Source organism: Winogradskyella ouciana, from assembly GCF_009709615.1.
Lineage (GTDB): Bacteria > Bacteroidota > Bacteroidia > Flavobacteriales > Flavobacteriaceae > Winogradskyella > Winogradskyella ouciana.
Window position 1 is genome coordinate 1 of sequence record NZ_WJYA01000002.1, and the last position, 18,031, is coordinate 18,031.

Sequence of the window (18,031 nt, forward strand, 5' to 3'; positions counted from 1 at the left end):
CAGAGTCTGGCAGGTATCAACAGTGCGACATCGGGAACTTTTGCAATAGCATTGCAAGGCGGTAATGCTACTGAAGAGTCCAGTATTTCAATAGGACCAAATTCATCATCAGAAGCTCAAGAGGGCATCGCTATAGGAAGCTCAAGCACAGTATCGTCATCGGCAACCAATGGTTTGGCATTAGGTTCATCCAACTCGGTCACTGCTGCCAACGGAACGGCTATTGGCTACAATAATACAGCCTCAGGTGATGGAAGCTTCGCCTTTGGTCAGTTTGCGACAGCATCTGGCTCAGGTTCGGTTTCATTTTCTGGCAGCAACGCAGCAGGCAGCCAGAGTTTGGCAGGTATCAACAGTGCGACATCGGGAGATTTTGCAATAGCATTGCAAGGTGGCACAGCTTCTGCATCCTCAAGTGTTGCTATCGGAAATGGTTCTCAATCATCAGGAAATAATAGTGTAGCTATTGGTTTATCAACAATTGCTTCTGGTGATCGTAGTGTTGCCATAGGCAACGATGTAAGAGCCTATTCATTTTCCGAAACGGTTTTTGGATTTAATGAAGAGGTTTATACTCCTGCAAGTATTACAATTAGCGATGAAGATGACAGATTGTTTGTAGTTGCTAATGGAGATGCTACTCCTTCAATTCCAAATAACAATAATGCATTCACAATACTTAAAGATGGAAGAACAGGTATAATGCGTATCCCAACAACCAATATCTTAGAAGTCAACGGAAATGCTTCAAAAACTACAGCAGGTGATTGGTTGGCAAATAGTGATAGACGTTTAAAGAAAAACATCAATACGTTTAGAGAGACGGACGCATTGCAGAAATTATTGCAAATGCGAGGTGTTACTTATGAGTGGGACGATAACCAAACAGGAAACAACAGACCGGAAGGGCAACAATATGGATTTGTAGCTCAGGAATTGAAAGAGGTGTTTCCTGAAAATGTGAGTATGGATAACCAAGGGTTTTATCAAACGGCTTATGGTACTTATGATGCGCTATATGTGCAATCCATAAAAGCTCTAAACTCTAAGATTGAAAATTTAGAACAAGAGAATATGGAACTTAAAGCTAAGCTTGATGAGTTATATGAGATGGTGAAAGCGCAGTATGAACGTGAATAAAACTAGGTGCGCTTAATGAAAACATAAATGTCATATTGAGCCGAAGTCAAAATATTAAAACACTTATAACACGAGGTTTTTGACTGCGCTCAAACTGACACAGGCGGTTACTTTATCGGAATATAAAACTCAGTTTTTAATTTCTCTTCGGCTGCACGTCTGGCATCACTTATATATTTTTCTCTGCAAGGAGCATCTCTTAACTCATAGTCCGTTTGGAGCAACCATTCATTAAACATATAATCATAAACTTTAGCAAAGTGTTTGTAACTCCCTTGGTATAGAAATGTAGCAAACTTACCTCCTTTGAGTGTTTTAACACCAACATCTCCATTGGGTTTAGCATCTTTATGAATAATTAAACATGCATCGTAACGGATTTTGTTAGGTTCCGTAATCTTTGGATCATCGTGAGGCAAGCCATTATGCCGAATACCTTTGGTAAACAATTGCTGTGCTTTTACCTCTGCCCATAGTTTTTCCCATGCCAAGCCATAGTCTAGATCTTGATAAGCGCCATACATAGTATAGTACAAACATTGTTGATCTTCTAGCTCTTGAATTTTTGGTTTTTTAATGTTGAGTTCTGTTTTCATAATGTTCTGTTTTTTGATACTTCGACTGCGCTCAGCACAAGTTATTTCTTTTTTGTTACGATGTTGGCTTGGAGTAATGCCAAAATGATTTTTAAACGCTTTAGATAGGGAAGAGGGAGTTTCAAAACCTACACTATACGCAATGTCTTCAATGGAATTATCCGAATAGCGAATTAGTTTTGCTGCAGCCTCAACACGGGCTCGTGTAATATAAGCACCCAAAGGCTCACCCAACAAAGCACGAGTGATACGATGAAAATGATATTTTGAAAAATGGGACAACTCTGCCAAATGTGCAATATCAATTTTAGAATCTAAATGGTTATGTATATAATCCAATACACAGTTTAGGTTTTCCTGATAACGCTGTTTTGCTTTTGGTCGCTCTGCCATTGGTCTATCGTTTATGGATAACAAAACTAAAGGTATTGTTTGTGTTTTACTTTTCCAATCTTGCGCAATTGTCTATAAAATAAAAACACTTTAGGTGTGAATCATTAGAATAAACTCATTATCAAAAAGTTAGAGTTAATTATATAGTGTGGTTGTCGATTAATTAACCTACCTTTAAAGCAATCAATCAACTTCCTCATGCTAAAGTTCTTTCAATATCGAAGCAGAATTTTGTTCATACAAAATCAGAGGTCTGGTAGACCTTTGATTGAGATAGCCGTTTGCGGACTCACTTAATAGTAAAATAAAAGCTATGATTAAGTTTTTTAGAACTATTAGAAAAGAACTACTTACAAAGAACAAAATAGGGAAGTACTTACTCTATGCCTTAGGTGAAATCATACTTGTAATTGTTGGTATTCTCATTGCTTTAAATCTTAACCAACGTAGCGAACAAAAAAAAGCAGAAGCTAAAATCGATGCCATTTTTGAAGACGTACTTAAAGATTTAGAAACAGATATAAGTAGAAGCACAGCGTATATTGACATCTATCAAAGAAAGGACTCTTTACTAAGCTTAGTGCTAAACACAGACTTAACTTATAAAGACTATGCTAAAGAAGATAGTGATCCTATATGGCGAGCAGCCTTAACAATGGGTTTTTACACCCCATCCGATAATGCTCATAAAGTTTTAATGAGTAACATTGATGCCATTCCAGAAAAATATAGTCAATCCGTTTCTTTTTTGAATGAGTTGCATGGTACCAGAAGGCAATCAGTAGAACGTTTTAATAAACGACTGAACGACCATGTTATTGAATCTAATGATATTCTTGCAGAAAAGCCTTGGTATACCGAACCAGATCATAAAAAAAGTACAGAAGCCATAATGTATAGACTTAATGATTATCGCTATAAAAATAGAGTTAAAAAATATCATGGTATAGTTATTAGAAATCATAGAAGAACAATTTTGTTTTATAGAGCACATGCAGTTAGGTGTTATGAGGAAATAGCATCTGTCTTAAACAAAATGACAGACTCACTTGATTTTATTACTGATGAGGAAGTGCTAAACCGTTATGTTGGTAGCTATGTTAGAAGCACAAACCATGAATCTAAAGCAGAGATAACAATCAACAATGATGGCTTTTTAATAGTAAATAGAGAACATCCATTGCAAGAAGATGGATTAATTCATGTTAGTTCTGAAAGTAAGTTTTCAAGTGCTAATCCTATTGGTGGTGTGTTTATCTTTAATAAAAGTAATTTAGGAGATTATATCACCATGACTATTCACGAAGGTCATATTCCAGTCACCTATACCAAACTAAATCCTTAGAGTTATGATAAAATTCTTTAGGAAAATCCGCCAAAACTTACTGAACAAAAACAAAGTTGGGAAGTATTTACTATATGCTATTGGAGAGGTTTTATTAGTTGTAATTGGCATTTTAATAGCTCTCCAATTAAATAATCAAAAAGAATTAAGAAAGCAAAGAATTGTTGAAATCGATATTTTAGAAGGTATTAGAAAAGACATTTTAAGGGACACCATCGATTTAAATACCAATATTCGTGGAACTAGAAATGGTATAGAAACAGTTAGTTTTTTGATCGACCATATATTAAACAAAAAAGAACTAAATAAAAATTTTGTATCCGAACTACATTACATCACAGTTGCAAAATCGTTCATTATTTTACATGATTCTCATTTTCAAGAAGCTAAACAAAAAGGCCTATCCATTATCTCTAATGAGACCTTAAGAGATGATATTAATAATCTCTATGAGTTTGATTATGAGTTCTTATCCTTATTAGTAAACAATACTGAAAATATTGATTATAGCAACATTTTAAGTCGTGAAATTGGACCCTATTTTGGATATGATGGAACAGATTTGACAGTGACTAGCTTATCTTATAAAAAGTTTTTAGAGCATAGTGATAAAATACTTTATCATATTAATAGTAGTAGAGGAGGTAAATATCAACTTTTATATATACATAGGAAAACATTAGAAGCTGCTTTAAAAGTTGCTGATGATATTAAAATTGAAATTGATGCACTAAAAACAAATTAACAAACGCAGCTAACTAATGCTAAAATCCTTTCGTAAAATCCGTCAAAACTTACTCAACACAAACAAAGTTGGGAAGTACTTGCTCTACGCTGTTGGTGAAATCATTTTGGTTGTCATAGGTATATTAATAGCGCTTTCCATTAACAATAAGAATGAAGAACGTAAAGCTGCAGATTATACAAATCTATTATTTAAAAAGACACTTAAGGAACTTAAATTTAATATAGAAAAGGCAAATGCTAAGGTCGCTTATTTTAGATTTCAGAACTATTGCTACTATAGAATAATTAATAAAAAAGCGACTAAAGATAATTACAAACTTGATGGTTATGCATACTTATTATTTAGTGGCAATGCAGTAGAACTTTCTGATGATACATTTCAAAAATTATTGAATTCCGACGAAAAATTGTCCCAAGAGCAAGATGACTTGCTCTCTAAATTAAAGCTCGTCTACAGTAATTTTAAAGGAGAGGTGGACTTTTTAGATACGGAAATTTATGAATTCATCTTTGATTTGCATAAAAAATACAAAGACGAACAGCCATGGTACCCTAACTTTATTAGTTACCAGTCAATAAGTGACGATATGGTTGACTATTTCCTCACTGATCCTGAATATATAAATGATGCTACATACTTTTATACAATTGGTCCTGCTCAGCAAAATAATGGTGTAAAAAAATTCAGAGAAAGCGCCATAATAACCTACGCTCAATTAAGTCATCATTTAAATATCCCTCCTGATACAGCGATAGTAAAAGATTTGATTGGCTATAGACATAATTTGGGAACATATACTAGTGATAATTCTACGTTGCACATTAAAGAGGAGGGTAATCATTTCATACAAACTGTAATTGAAAATAACGATTCTACTAAGGTTGAAAAATATCCACTATATCTTGATACTAAAACCCTTTTTACGAATAAGCAATACTATGGCAATTTAACCTATGATAATGATAACAAAGTCAAAGGAATGAATTTCTATAGAGGTGGTCGAAAGATAATTTGGAAAAAAATTAAATAAAGTCTTATGGTAAAATTCTTTAGACGAATTAGATACAAGCTCATGGAACAAAACAAAACTTCCAAATACTTTAAATACGCCATAGGCGAAATTGTACTTGTGGTGATTGGGATTTTAATTGCACTCTCCATTAATAATTGGAATGAGAAGCAGAAAGAAAAAAATCAAATTAGAAATATATATGCACGTATTGTTAAAGATTTTGAAAATTCTTCTAAAGAAATTGAACGCGACGTTGTAGTCATGGAAGCTAGGTTTTCTTTAATGGATCGGATTATTAGAGAAGAGGTTAATCGAGACTCCCTATTAACAAACACTGATTATTTTCAAAAATATTTTTTTTCAACAACTGGTTTCCCAGACATTAAGATTATTGACACAGGAGTACGTGTGCTCGAATCTAAAATAGAGCTTAATTACGAGCTTAATAATGAGTTATCTGAAGCCTTGTCATTGTTATATGGTCAACTTCTATTTGAAATCGAAATAGATGAGAAATTTCTAACTAATAAGTTTAGTGAATTAACGAGTCATATCCAATATAAAGGAATACGAGTAGATTATAGGATAAACAATAATAGATCCACCTTTGTAGATATGATTTTTGAAGATGACTTATTTAAGAGTCATTTTTTTGCATATTCTAGATCGCACAGAGCCTATAGTAGATTGTTGAATAAATTTAAAACTCGAGGCACCATTTTAATGGATAAAATTAAAACAGAATACCATATAGAATAGTCAATATCACAACATAATTAAAGCAATGGATAATGATAAAGTTTTTTCGCCGAATTAGATACAATCTCATGGCACAAAGTAAAACATCAAAGTACTTTAAATACGCTGTAGGAGAAATTGTACTTGTGGTGATTGGTATTTTAATTGCGCTCTCAATTAATAATTGGAACGAGGATAGAAAAGCTGCCGAAAAATCCAAAACCTTATTGCAACAGATTCATAAAGAACTAGCTTTTAATATAGGAAAGGCAAATAATGTCATTGAGCAATATAGAAGTAAAGACAAACTAGTTTTTGATGTAGTTAATAGAAATGTTAATTATGAATACTACACAAATAAAGGCATGTCTGCATTTATTATATTGAGTCAAGAAGCTGTTGAAATAGCAGATGATGCCTTTAAAAATTTAATGGATAAACAAGATGATTTTACCAAAGAGCAAGATTCAATTATTTCTAAACTAAAAGAAATTTACGGTACCAACAAAAAACGAGTTGATCTTACGGATGACATTACAACAAATTTAGTTTTAGAGTATTTTAAGAACTATAAGAACGAAAAAAAATGGTATTACAATATGATTATGAACAATCAATTAAATGATGAAGCCATAAACTATTTACTCACAGATTCTACTTACTTAAACCTGGTAGCAAATTTTCAAATTATAAATCTAAATAATCACAAAAGATATACTAATATATTTAGACGAAATGCCTTAGATACTTATGAAGAATTATCAAATTATCTCAAAATAGTAAAGGATACCACGATAATAAAAAACTCGAAAGCTTACGACCATTACTTAGGTACATATACTAATGGTATTCGTACGCATGAGATTATAAGAGCGAATAACAAATTGCTAAGCATAAGTTATAGTAATAGTAATCCCGAAAATCAATTTGTGTTTAATTTTTATCCAGATTCAAAACACACATTTATGATGAGGACTCATCTTTTTGGTGAATTATCATATAACTCAAAAAACGAAGTTATTGGGTTTACTGTATCTAATGGTAGCCAAAGACGGGAATTTAAAAAAATCAAATAAGAGTTATGATAAAATTCTTCCGAAAAATAAGATACAACCTTATGAATCAGGGTAAAGCCACCAAGTACTTTAAATATGCTATTGGCGAAATCATTTTAGTGGTTATCGGAATTTTAATTGCCTTACAGATCAATACCCAGAATGAATATAGAAAAGATAGGGTCTATGAAAACCAGGCGCTTACAGAAATATATACTTCATTAAAACGAGATGCTCAAAATAATGACAACATAATGACCAACGTAAAAAGAAGAGATAACGCCATCAACTATATACTCTCTTTTTTAAACAGCGGAAATATTGAAACGGATTCAATTTTTATGTATAACTTAAATCAATCCTGTTTAGATAATAAAATAAATTATGACAAAGGAGCCTATGAGACTTTAAAATCAAAAGGTCTAGAATACATTAAGAATGATTCTTTACGAAGTTTAATTGTTAAAACTTATGAGCTTTCTTTCCCAAGAACCGAATTCTTTGGAGATGAAAAGAGAAGTGATTTAGTATTTGAAAAGAAAGGTATGTTATTGGAAAAACTATTGGATTTAGACATTGTAGCCCAAGATAAAACCTTTTTTATATTAGAATCAGTAACCTTAAATACAACTGAAAAGAGAACTGCTCTAAAGCGTTTGATGTATCAGCAAATCCAATTATCAAGACGTTATAAAGAACTACTTAACAGGCAATTAATTTATATTAATAGACTATTAATACCATTAGGCAAAGAGCTTCGAAAATCAGAAACTTGAAGAATTTCAATTATTTCATGATAGTTCAATATAAAAATTAGAAAAACTAAAAACATAATTATGAAAGTTTTTACAAAATGTCTCATAGGGTTTTTAATTCTCGCTGTTCTTGGATGTGACAAGGAAATAGAAGAAGGCGTAAAACAAAGCGACTTATCAAAAGATGTTGAGATGATAACCGACTTTGGTACAATTATTTTGCGTTTATCTGATGAAACACCAAAGCATCGCAACAACTTTATAAAATTGGTGAATCAAAAATTTTATGATGGTATTACTTTTCATCGGGTAATAAATGATTATGTCATTCAGGCTGGGAACCCAACGAGTAAAATGTCACAAACCTATAATCCTAAAGGTGATCCAGAATTATCATATACAATTGAGCCTGACTTTGATAACAATCTTTTTCATAAACGTGGTGCTTTGGGCGCGGCGAGAAATCGAGATCTTATGAATCCAACTCGTTTATCCAGTGGTTTTCAGTTTTACATTATCCAAACAGGAAAACAAACGGATAGCACTATAGATAATCACACAGAAAAGATTAATTTTTTAACGGCTAAGAACAGTGTTTTTAATCAACCAGAATTTAAACAAGAATTTGCCAAATATCATAAACTAATCGCATTACCAGACGAAGAAGCAAGCGAAGATGATATTACAGAATTTCTTGCGCTTCGTAAAAAAATAGATTCTTTAACTACTGTAGAACTTGAGAAAATGCAAAAATATAAAGTGCCAGACGCACATAGAGACGTTTACAAAACCATTGGTGGTGTACCGCGTTTAGATCAAAACTACACCGTTTTTGGTGAAGTTGTCCAGGGGATGAATGTTGTTGATAGTATTGCACAGGTTGAAACCAATAAACAGAAGTATCCCATAAATGATATTCGTATAATTTCAGCTAGGATGATTAAAAGAAAATTGTATGACTAAAACACGTTCTTCAGCTTTGTGTATAGTGTAACTTGTCAACGTAAATAGTTTGTAACAAAACATCAACTTCTACGACACATAAGTAAAACACCTGTCTGCCGACAGGTAGAAGTTCAACAGTTTAAAAAAAGAAAAATTATGATACAGTATAAAGGAGCGCTCGTTTTAGGAGCACTAATCGGAGCAGCAGCAGTTGTACTTTTAGCGCCAGAAAAAGGAAGTGTTACCAGAGACAAACTTAAAAAAGAAGGTAAGGAGATTAAAGACCAGTTGGTAGATGATTTTACAGAAGTTAAAGAAGATCTATCTAAAGCCGCTAAGTCTGGTAAGGATAAATTTACGGAAGACCTAAAGGATTTTGCCTCTAAAGCAAGTTATAAAACCGAAGAAGCCATTACCTTTTTAGAAAAGCAATTGGCCATTCTTAAGGAAAAAAATAAAAACCTTCAGCAAACAAGCTAACACTATGTCATTGCCTGCCTGTCTGCTGACAGGCGAGCGAAGACAATTGTTTTTCCATACAAGATTTTTTAAGAACTATAACTTCAGATAAACTCATATCAGTTCTAAAATCACGTATTTAGGTTAAAATTATAGTGTTATAAAACCTAACTTTATAACTTGAAAGCTAACACTATAATTTTACGTATACATTGAAAATTAAACGCATCATCATCGTAACGCTTCTTATCATTGTTACGGTTTTTATATTTCTATTATATTCGTCGGTCGGTAGTACGGACAAGATATACACTAAGGCCATTATCCAAAACATTGAGGATTTAGAAACCACCAACTTTAGGGATTACGATTCCGTGGAATTGGTGCCAAGCGATTTGTATAAAGCCGATGACATTAAAAGATTATTTCAAGGAGAACAATACAGAGCGGCTTGGTCGGCCAAGGTAAAAGTACCCATTGTGTTTTTAGATACCCTAAAAGGTGGCATGACCATCTTAAAAGAAGGTGGAGGCAAACAGACGCATTCCCTAAAACTAAAAGGTGCTGATAGTGTCACCTACACCTTACGTAGCGTCAATAAGGATGCAGAAAAATTAATCCCAGAATTTTTAAAAACATTAAACTTAGAAAATATTGTTGTAGATGGTATCTCTGCACAACATCCTTTTGCCGCAATTTTAGTGGCTGAGTTGGCTGAAAAAGCCAATGTGTTGCATACGAGTCCGCAAATGGTTTTTGTTCCAAAACAACCCAAATTAAAACAATTTAATGAGGATTATGGCAATCGTCTGTATTTATTGGAATATGAAACCGAAAGTGACATCAATTATACTAAGTATAACGATATTGTTGAGATTGTAGAGACTGATGATTTACAGGAAATGAAATTAGAACTCAAGGACAGCCTCCATGTAGATATTCCAGCATTGGTAAGAAGCCGATTGTTTGACATGTTAATTGGCGATTGGGACAGACACACCAAACAATGGGGTTGGGCAGTTCAAAAAAAGGATTCCATCTATAAAGCGATACCGATTGCTGGTGATAGGGACAATGCCTTTTTTCATTTAGAAGGTATTATTCCATTGATATTATCACGAAAAGAAGTGGTAACAGAACTGCGTCCTTTTGATGAGGATATCGATTATATGGAAGGGTATGTGTATCCGTTTGATCGTTATTTTCTGCTGAATACTCCAAAAGATTTCTTTATACAAGAAGCTAATGCATTACAAGAATTGCTTACTGATGCTGCCTTAGAGGAGTCTCTAAACGTTTGGCCTCAACATATAAGGGATTTGGATGCTGATGACATATTGGGAAAAATAAAGAGTCGCAGAAATGATCTAAAGGCATATGCACTTAAATTTCATAACATTATACAAGACCAAGGCAAGGTAACAGAACCTTTAAATGGATCTGATGATATTAGCTTACCCAAAGAATTATTGAGCTGCTTTGAATGTTACCAATAATTTAGATTAGGAGCTGTAGGTTTTCTTTAATGGTGTTCCATTCTTCTTTTAAAATGCCATAACAACAAGTACTACGCCTAAAACCATCATTCATCACAGTATCCTTTCTAAAGATACCTTCAAGTGTTGCACCCAACTTTTCCACAGCTCTACGAGACTTTTTGTTGCGCTCATCAATCCTGAATTCCACTTTTTCGAATTCCAAAGTTTCAAAAGCATATTCTAGCATTAAAAGCTTCATGTTAATATTAAGTCCTGTACCTTGAAAACGGTGTCCTATCCATGTCCAGCCGATATGCAACACTTTGTTCTTCCAGTTGATGAGTCCAAAACGCGTAGAACCAGCATAAGCTTGCTTTTCTTTATCATAAACTAAAAACGGAATTGTGGTTTTATGGTAATAGCCATCCACAGCCACTTGTACATAGTCCCTCAATTTTTCTGGTGAAGAAATATCTGATGGAGAATAGAAAATGAGATCTTTTTCTTGGGCAATGGATTCTAAATGTTTGTAGTTGCTCAGGTCTAAGAGACTAAGTTTTACTCTACTGTTTTCTAGGGTTGGTATATTCATAAATCAAAACTAATATATTCTTATTGACTTGAAATTCCGACAACGTCGGAAGCAACGATTTTCAGAAATAATGAGCCCAAAAGACTATTAAAACTATATTCAAGGATTGAAAGGTAAAATATAAATTGAAAATAAACCATGATATATTGGCGAATGGTGCTTTGCAATTTCCTAACAAATCGTTTTGATTTTTTGATTCGTTTTGTATCAAGACAAAATGAATGAAAGAAAAAGTTCTTAAATACAATAGCACTTCGACTGTTCTTACGCTAAAGCTTTAGAGAAACGCGTGTGTTCACATTTAAACACAATCGAAATTGCTCAATGATATGTTGTATTATAATATAATTAGATTCCTGCCTGCGCAGGAATGACAGACTCAAACCAAATCATTTATATAATCCACATTAACCACATGTTTCCCTTCAAAAGGAAGAATCGTAACACGATCTCCAAAAAGGTTAATAGCTCTAGCAGATTCTTCCTCAATGCGAGCTGTATCCAAATACTCATCTTCAGTACCGTAAATCAATTTTACTTTAGTGTCTTCTTCTAAGTACGCAAAATCTTCCACTTTTAACTCTTTAGGAATACCACCAGAATGCAACACCAGTTGATGACATTGCAACTGTCGTCTAGCCATATAACGCATAGCAACGCTTACACCTTGAGAATAGCCAAAAACAATAAAGTTGACATCTTCAGGGATTTCCTCAGCTTCAAAAATGGCGTCAAAATAACTAATAATATTTTTGGTTCCCGCTTCTGTGTTGTCTCGTGTTAACCAATTAGCGCCAACATGCATTTTCGGCTGAATATAGTATTTGCTTGGAGCTTGTGGAGCGATGATGTAGTTTTCTTTAGCATTTAATTCTTTAAAATATTTGAGAAAATAGCGACTCAAATAACCCATGCCATGACATACAAACCACACGTTGTTAGTACGTTCTGTAAGTTGGTTTAAAGTAGAGTAGGAGTTGCTGGTTTGGTAGGTGATTTCTTTTTCTTCGGAATTCATTATTCTTGGTAGTTTCAGTATTTTTGTAAACGACTTTAAAAATACTGCTTTCTATGCAAATATCTAAAGAAGACTTCTTGGCAAAAGTTAATGCTGCGAGTAAAAACACATTAATGGAAACCCTTGAAATTGAAATAGTGGATTATGGAGATGATTTCCTGGTGGCGAGAATGCCTGTAACACCAAAAGTGCACCAACCCGATGGTGTTTTGCATGGTGGCGCAACAGCAGCATTAGCCGAAAGTGTCGGTAGTTTTGCTTCCCATATTTTTACGGATAGAGAAAAGTACTTTATCAGAGGGTTAGAAATTACGGCCAATCACCTTAAAAGTATCAGTGAAGGCTATGTCTTTGCCAGAGCGACTTTTTTACATAAGGGACGTACAACGCAACTTTTGGATATTAGAGTGACTGACGAGGAAGATAACTTAATATCCATTTGTCGATTGTCAACCATTTCACTGCCAAAAAAGAAATAGTTGATGACGGTAGATTCATTTTTTGAAACTCTAGAAAATCAGTATAAAAATCAGTTACCATTTGCGGTTTATAGCAGACCAATCAATTCAGTTATAAAATGTTGGTTGCAACATGATGATAAGCTGCACAAGACGTCAAATTTTACAGAAAGTGGCTTTGTCTTTGCACCATTTGATTTGAATAATGACAGTATTCTTCTACCTCAGGAACATTGCCAACATTACATACTTGAAGCTTCTCATCTCGACTTACAAACAGAAATCAACATCACTTCTATTGATGCTCAAAGTAAAGACAAACACTTAGCATTAGTTTTAAAAGGTATAGAGACTATTAAAAAAGGTGATTTAGAAAAGGTGGTTTTATCTAGAAGAGTAAAAAAAGCCACGCAAACCAATAATCCTTTAGCCATTTTTAAACGATTGTTCAATACCTATAAAAATGCAATGGTCTATTGCTGGTATCATCCTAAAGTTGGTTTATGGCTTGGTGCCACGCCAGAATTATTGTTTAAGTTAGAAGGTAAGCAATTAACAACCATAGCATTGGCAGGTACACAAGCAGCGCAAACTGGAAAAGAAGTTTCCTGGAATGCTAAGGAAATAGAAGAACAGCAAATCGTAGTAGATTATATTAAGAAACAAATAGAACCATACTCAAACAGAATTAAAGTAACGGAAGCAGAAACGGTTAATGCAGGAAGTTTACTTCATCTAAAATCAAGAGTTACAAGTCGTATTAATGACACAACAGATTTAAAATCTATTATCGAAGCTTTACACCCAACACCTGCTGTTTGTGGTTATCCAAAGGAAGCATCAAAAGAATTTATTCTTCATCATGAAAATTACAATCGTGAGTATTATACAGGGTTTTTGGGTGAGCTGAATTTGAAACATTCCAAAACCAGAAATACCAATAGACGGAATGTTGAGAATAACGCCTATGCCGTTGTTAAAACACAGTCTAACTTCTATGTTAATTTACGCTGTATGCAATTAAAACAAGACGAAGCTTTAATATATGTTGGAGGAGGCATTACCAAGGATTCCGATTCTGAAAATGAATGGGAAGAAACGGTAAATAAGACCAAAACGATCAATAATGTACTGGAATAAAGCCATTGATATTTCTTACCTTTGCAGATAGATGAAGCACTCTAAAATTCCCTTATCCCAGACAGTTGTCACCTTATGCAAAACGCATAATATAAAGCACATTGTTATATCTCCAGGAAGTAGAAATGCACCTTTAACCATTGGGTTTACTCACGATGATTTTTTTGAATGCTATAGCATAGTTGATGAGCGATGTGCCGCTTTTTTCGCATTGGGAATTGCTCAACAACTGCAAGAACCTGTTGCTGTTGTTTGCACTTCGGGAAGTGCTTTACTGAATTATTACCCTGCAGTTTCAGAAGCATATTACAGTCGTATTCCGTTGGTGGTACTTTCTGCTGATAGACCAAAACACCTCATTGGTATTGGTGATGGGCAAACCATAAAGCAGACAAATGTTTATGGTGAGCATAGTTTATACAATGCGAACCTAAAATTAGACTTACTAGGAAAGAAGCGTAGAAATAAAGATGATGAGTTGCCGATTCTTAAAAGTATAGAAAACAAACTCGAGTACTTTTTAGGTCTACAGAAAGATATACAGACCTATAACGAATCCGAAATCCATGATGCTTTAACTGTAGCGAAATTGGAATCTGCTCCAGTACATATCAACATACCTTTTGACGAACCATTGTATGATACTGTTGAGGAGTTAACAATTAAGCCAAAGCCTTTTAATTTAAAAAGCAGAATAGAGAAGATTGATGAGTTTGAAATTGATAGTTTATTGGATCTATGGCACAGTGCTAAACGTAAAATGATTTTGGTAGGTGTGCTTCAACCCAATTCTATTGAAGAACAATGGATTCAGCAGATAGCGGACGATGACAGTATTTTGGTTTTTACAGAAACGACTTCTAATCTAAGTCATCCAGATTTTTTCCCAAGTATAGATAAAATCATTGCACCATTAGAGGCCGAAGAATTTAAAGCATTACAACCAGATATTCTTTTAACCTTTGGAGGTTTGGTCGTTTCAAAAAAGATTAAGGCATTTCTAAGACAGTATAAGCCAGAGCATCACTGGCATGTGGATATGTTAAGGGCTAATGATACTTTTTTTAGCTTGAGTAAACATGTTCAGCTGACTCCAAATACTTTTTTAGAAACATTTTTTTCTAAAGTAACACACCATACAAAGAGCACCTATAAATCGTCTTGGTTATCTGTACGAGAGAAGCGACGAAAACGTCATCAATCCTATTTAAAAACCATTTCCTTTTCAGACTTCAAGGCTTTTGATTCGATATTAAAAAGTATTCCTAAAGATAGTCAGTTACAGGTTGGTAATAGTTCAGCCATTCGATATACCCAGTTATTTCAATTACGAAAAGACATTAGTGTTTTCTGTAATAGAGGTACTAGTGGTATTGATGGTAGTACAAGTACAGCCGTTGGGTCAGCAGTTGTGAGTAACCAACGTGTTACCTTTATAACGGGAGATTTGAGCTTCTTTTATGATAGTAATGCACTGTGGAACAATTACATACCTAACAGTTTTAGAATTATAGTTATAAATAACGGAGGTGGTGGCATCTTTAGAATCTTACCAGGTCATAAAAACACGGAAAATTTTGATACTTATTTTGAAACCAAACATCATTTAACAGCAAATCAACTTTGTGAAATGTATGGTTTTGAATATCATTATGTATCAAATGAAGCGGCATTAAATGAAAGCTTGGATTCTTTTTATTCAGTATCTAGTCAACCTAAATTGTTAGAAGTTTTTACTCCTTCAACTGTTAATGATGAAATTCTTCTAGATTACTTTAAATTCATTAAGTAAACTTAAAGTTAAATCTGCCTAAGATGTGACTTGTCTGTTTTTAATGTGTCTAAAAAATACTTACCTTTAGTGAGACAATTTATTTAAACTAAAACAATTATTACAATGAGTAAAAGAGACGAGTTAATTGCAAAATATGCAGCAGATTTAAAGGAAAAATGTGGTGTAAATCCAGATATGGATTTATTGACCAAAGTAACTGTAGGTTTAGGTCCTTCAATTTATAATGCTGATTCATCTACAGTATCAGGTTCTGATGAGAGTGAGTTGGCAACGGTTAAGAATAACTATTTAATCAAAAAATTAGGCTTAAAGGATAGCGCTGATTTAGATAAAGCTATTGCGTCTGTCATGGATACTTACGGTCAATCTAACAGAAACAAATATAGAGCTGTGGTATATTACTTATTATGTAAGCATTTTAATAAAGCGTCTGTTTACTAATAGATAGATTTTTAAATATAAGAGAAGCGTTATAATTTTAATTATAGCGCTTTTTCTTTGTACTAATATCAATACCTTTGCATCATGATACATTTAGGCGAATACAATACATTAGAAATACTTAGGGATACAGAACCGGGTTTGTTTTTGGGTGATGGTGAGGATGGTGAGGTACTCTTGCCTAATCGTTATGTGCCAGAAGAATTTGAAATAGGCGATAAGATTGAGGTATTTGTGTATTTAGATAATGAAGAGCGACCAGTAGCTACAACCGACAAGCCTTATGTAAAAAAAGGTGATTTTGCTTTATTGCGCTGTAACCAGGTCACTAATTTCGGAGCTTTTTTAGATTGGGGTTTGGTAAAGGAATTGTTCTGCCCATTTAAGGAGCAAGCCTTTAAAATGAAAGCAGGTGGCTGGTATTTGGTACATTGTTATTTAGATGAAGAAACGGAGCGTTTGGTAGCTTCGAGTAAAACCAATCATTTTTTAGACAACAAGGAATTAACGGTTTCCCAATTTGATGAGGTGGATTTAATCGTATCGCACCCTTCAGAAATAGGAATGAATGTCATCGTGAACAAAAAACATCTTGGCCTAGTATTCAACGACGATATTTATAAAGACATTAGTGTTGGTGATCGACTAAAAGGTATAGTGAAGAAAGTACGCCACGATAATAAGCTGGATATTTCCTTAAGCCAAATAGGCTATAGAAATATAGAGCCAAATGCAGAACATATATTAAATGAGTTGCAAGACAACAGTGGCTTTTTGCCATTACATGATAAATCGAGTCCAGAAGACATAAAGGAGCACTTACAAATGAGTAAAAAGAGCTTTAAAAAAGCCATAGGGTCGTTATACAAAGAACGTCAGATTACTATTGAAGCAGATGGAATACGGTTGGTTGATTAAACTAAGCACTTTTTCTTATAACTCTTTTGTGAATGGTGTCTAGACCTTCGTATAAGTTGTTAAAGCAAATGTCTTTCCACTCACAAAAACTACTTTCAATTTCTGCATTCATTCTTGTGGCACTATTATAGCTAACGATACCATACGCAGTTAAGTTTGGTAGAGTAGCTCTAGCATCTTTTATATCTAGTAAAGAAATAGAGTAAGAGTTGACTCTATTTGCTATAATTCCGAAAGGCTTAGAATACCCAAAATGATTCAGAACATCATCAAGTGTTTGTCTCACTGATTTTAGATCTATGTGCGTCCCTTCATTAAATTCTACAACAGCCAAATGGTCAAAAAAGTGCACAGTACCTACATCCGATTGTATTTGTTTATTAATTTGAGATGCAACGTTAGAGTTTGCAATTGTCATTACTATATGTCTTTAATTAACAACTAAATTTTCAGCACTTTAAATAAGCGCCTATTATGTGACACATTAACTTAAAAAAGGTCACTTAAAATATTGAAAACTGTAACACTATAAGAATTGTACTACACAATAATTTTAGTTGTTAAGACAGGATTTCCTCAACCCATGCAATAGCATCAATAATATTCTTGAACGCTTGTCGGTTTGAGGTGAAAAAATGATTTTCAATTTCAAATACTCTTTCAGTTAAAGTATTGTAAGTAACAATAGCATACGCTTTTAAGTTAGGAAAGGCTTTGTTGAAAATTGTAACATCATGTAGGTTTATGGAATAGGAATTATTTCTGTTGGCAATATAGCCAAACGGCTTATCCATAAAGTGATTCCTTATTTCGAGGCCAGCTTCATAGAAGTTAGCATAATTAAGATCTACACCTTCGTTGAAGTTAGTGATAACATAATTGTCAAAGAGGTATAAATCGCCTATTTCAGATTTGTAAACACGATATTTTTTGCTCTTCAGGTTAAGTTCATTAATCATTATTGATTAAGGTTAGGGTTAATAATAAGGGTATGTAAATATATTA

Annotated in this window: 20 protein-coding genes; 15 read left to right on the plus strand and 5 right to left on the minus strand. The window is 33.6% G+C overall.

Annotated features, from left to right (window positions below; translation table 11 throughout):
• A partial coding sequence (locus F1003_RS00770) for a tail fiber domain-containing protein (RefSeq protein ID WP_202913868.1) occupies positions 1-1,140 on the plus strand: 1,140 nt, incomplete at its 5' end.
• A 107-nt stretch (positions 1,141-1,247) separates the two neighbouring features.
• Here F1003_RS00770 and F1003_RS00775 read toward each other — a convergent pair.
• On the minus strand, positions 1,248-2,153 hold the full coding sequence (locus F1003_RS00775; RefSeq protein WP_306461420.1) for an AraC family transcriptional regulator: 906 nt from the start codon (positions 2,151-2,153) through the stop codon (positions 1,248-1,250).
• A gap of 289 nt (positions 2,154-2,442) precedes the next feature.
• Between F1003_RS00775 and F1003_RS00780 the strand changes: the two genes are divergently transcribed.
• The 9 genes from F1003_RS00780 to F1003_RS00820 all read left to right on the plus strand — a co-directional run bounded on the left by F1003_RS00780 (position 2,443) and on the right by F1003_RS00820 (position 10,682).
• The gene (locus tag F1003_RS00780; RefSeq protein ID WP_155087299.1) at positions 2,443-3,474 is read left to right on the plus strand and encodes a hypothetical protein; all 1,032 of its coding nucleotides are present in this window, start codon (positions 2,443-2,445) and stop codon (positions 3,472-3,474) included.
• A gap of 4 nt (positions 3,475-3,478) precedes the next feature.
• Complete coding sequence (locus F1003_RS00785) at positions 3,479-4,219, plus strand: DUF6090 family protein (protein ID WP_155087300.1); 741 nt, start codon at positions 3,479-3,481, stop codon at positions 4,217-4,219.
• A gap of 16 nt (positions 4,220-4,235) precedes the next feature.
• The gene (locus F1003_RS00790) at positions 4,236-5,252 is read left to right on the plus strand and encodes a hypothetical protein (RefSeq protein ID WP_155087301.1); all 1,017 of its coding nucleotides are present in this window, start codon (positions 4,236-4,238) and stop codon (positions 5,250-5,252) included.
• A 6-nt stretch (positions 5,253-5,258) separates the two neighbouring features.
• The gene (locus tag F1003_RS00795; RefSeq protein WP_155087302.1) at positions 5,259-5,993 is read left to right on the plus strand and encodes a DUF6090 family protein; all 735 of its coding nucleotides are present in this window, start codon (positions 5,259-5,261) and stop codon (positions 5,991-5,993) included.
• Between the two features lie 68 nt (positions 5,994-6,061).
• Positions 6,062-7,048 (plus strand): DUF6090 family protein, encoded by a 987-nt coding sequence (locus F1003_RS00800; RefSeq protein ID WP_155087303.1) that lies wholly within the window; start codon positions 6,062-6,064, stop codon positions 7,046-7,048.
• Between the two features lie 5 nt (positions 7,049-7,053).
• Positions 7,054-7,803, plus strand: a complete 750-nt coding sequence (locus tag F1003_RS00805; protein ID WP_155087304.1) for a DUF6090 family protein — start codon at positions 7,054-7,056, stop codon at positions 7,801-7,803.
• Positions 7,804-7,863: 60 nt separating this feature from the next.
• Entirely contained in the window at positions 7,864-8,745 is an 882-nt protein-coding gene (locus F1003_RS00810) for a peptidylprolyl isomerase (protein ID WP_155087305.1), read from the plus strand.
• Positions 8,746-8,883: 138 nt separating this feature from the next.
• The gene (locus F1003_RS00815; protein WP_155087306.1) at positions 8,884-9,207 is read left to right on the plus strand and encodes a YtxH domain-containing protein; all 324 of its coding nucleotides are present in this window, start codon (positions 8,884-8,886) and stop codon (positions 9,205-9,207) included.
• 191 nt (positions 9,208-9,398) lie between these two features.
• On the plus strand, positions 9,399-10,682 hold the full coding sequence (locus F1003_RS00820) for a hypothetical protein (protein WP_155087307.1): 1,284 nt from the start codon (positions 9,399-9,401) through the stop codon (positions 10,680-10,682).
• A 1-nt stretch (position 10,683) separates the two neighbouring features.
• On the opposite strand, the gene F1003_RS00825 is transcribed toward F1003_RS00820, so the two are convergent.
• Together F1003_RS00825 and F1003_RS00830 are read right to left on the minus strand one after the other, a co-directional pair.
• Entirely contained in the window at positions 10,684-11,256 is a 573-nt protein-coding gene (locus F1003_RS00825) for a GNAT family N-acetyltransferase (protein ID WP_155087308.1), read from the minus strand.
• Between the two features lie 379 nt (positions 11,257-11,635).
• A complete protein-coding gene (locus F1003_RS00830; protein WP_155087309.1) occupies positions 11,636-12,274 on the minus strand; it encodes an alpha/beta hydrolase in 639 nt (212 codons plus the stop codon).
• A 53-nt stretch (positions 12,275-12,327) separates the two neighbouring features.
• On the opposite strand from F1003_RS00830, the gene F1003_RS00835 reads away from it, so the two are divergent.
• From F1003_RS00835 to F1003_RS00855, 5 genes are all read left to right on the plus strand, one after another.
• Positions 12,328-12,753 (plus strand): PaaI family thioesterase, encoded by a 426-nt coding sequence (locus F1003_RS00835; RefSeq protein ID WP_155087310.1) that lies wholly within the window; start codon positions 12,328-12,330, stop codon positions 12,751-12,753.
• 3 nt (positions 12,754-12,756) lie between these two features.
• On the plus strand, positions 12,757-13,872 hold the full coding sequence (locus tag F1003_RS00840) for a chorismate-binding protein (RefSeq protein WP_155087311.1): 1,116 nt from the start codon (positions 12,757-12,759) through the stop codon (positions 13,870-13,872).
• 31 nt (positions 13,873-13,903) lie between these two features.
• Positions 13,904-15,664, plus strand: coding sequence for a 2-succinyl-5-enolpyruvyl-6-hydroxy-3-cyclohexene-1-carboxylate synthase (menD, locus tag F1003_RS00845; protein WP_155087312.1), 1,761 nt, complete (start codon positions 13,904-13,906; stop codon positions 15,662-15,664).
• Positions 15,665-15,769: 105 nt separating this feature from the next.
• A complete protein-coding gene (locus F1003_RS00850; RefSeq protein ID WP_155087313.1) occupies positions 15,770-16,108 on the plus strand; it encodes a DUF2853 family protein in 339 nt (112 codons plus the stop codon).
• Between the two features lie 84 nt (positions 16,109-16,192).
• Positions 16,193-17,026, plus strand: coding sequence for a CvfB family protein (locus tag F1003_RS00855; protein WP_155087314.1), 834 nt, complete (start codon positions 16,193-16,195; stop codon positions 17,024-17,026).
• Between the two features lies 1 nt (position 17,027).
• Here F1003_RS00855 and F1003_RS00860 read toward each other — a convergent pair whose 3' ends face one another.
• Together F1003_RS00860 and F1003_RS00865 are read right to left on the minus strand one after the other, a co-directional pair.
• A complete protein-coding gene (locus tag F1003_RS00860) occupies positions 17,028-17,444 on the minus strand; it encodes a hypothetical protein (RefSeq protein WP_155087315.1) in 417 nt (138 codons plus the stop codon).
• 142 nt (positions 17,445-17,586) lie between these two features.
• Positions 17,587-17,985 (minus strand): hypothetical protein, encoded by a 399-nt coding sequence (locus F1003_RS00865; protein WP_155087316.1) that lies wholly within the window; start codon positions 17,983-17,985, stop codon positions 17,587-17,589.
• Positions 17,986-18,031 lie beyond the last annotated feature (46 nt).

Bases quoted from the DNA above. Each gene is read 5' to 3' on its own strand.
- F1003_RS00805 (WP_155087304.1), top strand. From the start codon at position 7,054: ATGATAAAATTCTTCCGAAAAATAAGATACAACCTTATGAATCAGGGT.
- F1003_RS00840 (WP_155087311.1), top strand. From the start codon at position 12,757: ATGACGGTAGATTCATTTTTTGAAACTCTAGAAAATCAGTATAAAAAT.
- F1003_RS00790 (WP_155087301.1), top strand. From the start codon at position 4,236: ATGCTAAAATCCTTTCGTAAAATCCGTCAAAACTTACTCAACACAAAC.
- F1003_RS00785 (WP_155087300.1), top strand. From the start codon at position 3,479: ATGATAAAATTCTTTAGGAAAATCCGCCAAAACTTACTGAACAAAAAC.
- menD (WP_155087312.1), top strand. From the start codon at position 13,904: ATGAAGCACTCTAAAATTCCCTTATCCCAGACAGTTGTCACCTTATGC.
- F1003_RS00795 (WP_155087302.1), top strand. From the start codon at position 5,259: ATGGTAAAATTCTTTAGACGAATTAGATACAAGCTCATGGAACAAAAC.
- F1003_RS00825 (WP_155087308.1), bottom strand. From the start codon at position 11,256: ATGAATATACCAACCCTAGAAAACAGTAGAGTAAAACTTAGTCTCTTA.
- F1003_RS00835 (WP_155087310.1), top strand. From the start codon at position 12,328: ATGCAAATATCTAAAGAAGACTTCTTGGCAAAAGTTAATGCTGCGAGT.
- F1003_RS00810 (WP_155087305.1), top strand. From the start codon at position 7,864: ATGAAAGTTTTTACAAAATGTCTCATAGGGTTTTTAATTCTCGCTGTT.
- F1003_RS00850 (WP_155087313.1), top strand. From the start codon at position 15,770: ATGAGTAAAAGAGACGAGTTAATTGCAAAATATGCAGCAGATTTAAAG.
- F1003_RS00780 (WP_155087299.1), top strand. From the start codon at position 2,443: ATGATTAAGTTTTTTAGAACTATTAGAAAAGAACTACTTACAAAGAAC.
- F1003_RS00855 (WP_155087314.1), top strand. From the start codon at position 16,193: ATGATACATTTAGGCGAATACAATACATTAGAAATACTTAGGGATACA.
- F1003_RS00800 (WP_155087303.1), top strand. From the start codon at position 6,062: ATGGCACAAAGTAAAACATCAAAGTACTTTAAATACGCTGTAGGAGAA.
- F1003_RS00830 (WP_155087309.1), bottom strand. From the start codon at position 12,274: ATGAATTCCGAAGAAAAAGAAATCACCTACCAAACCAGCAACTCCTAC.
- F1003_RS00860 (WP_155087315.1), bottom strand. From the start codon at position 17,444: ATGACAATTGCAAACTCTAACGTTGCATCTCAAATTAATAAACAAATA.
- F1003_RS00865 (WP_155087316.1), bottom strand. From the start codon at position 17,985: ATGATTAATGAACTTAACCTGAAGAGCAAAAAATATCGTGTTTACAAA.
- F1003_RS00815 (WP_155087306.1), top strand. From the start codon at position 8,884: ATGATACAGTATAAAGGAGCGCTCGTTTTAGGAGCACTAATCGGAGCA.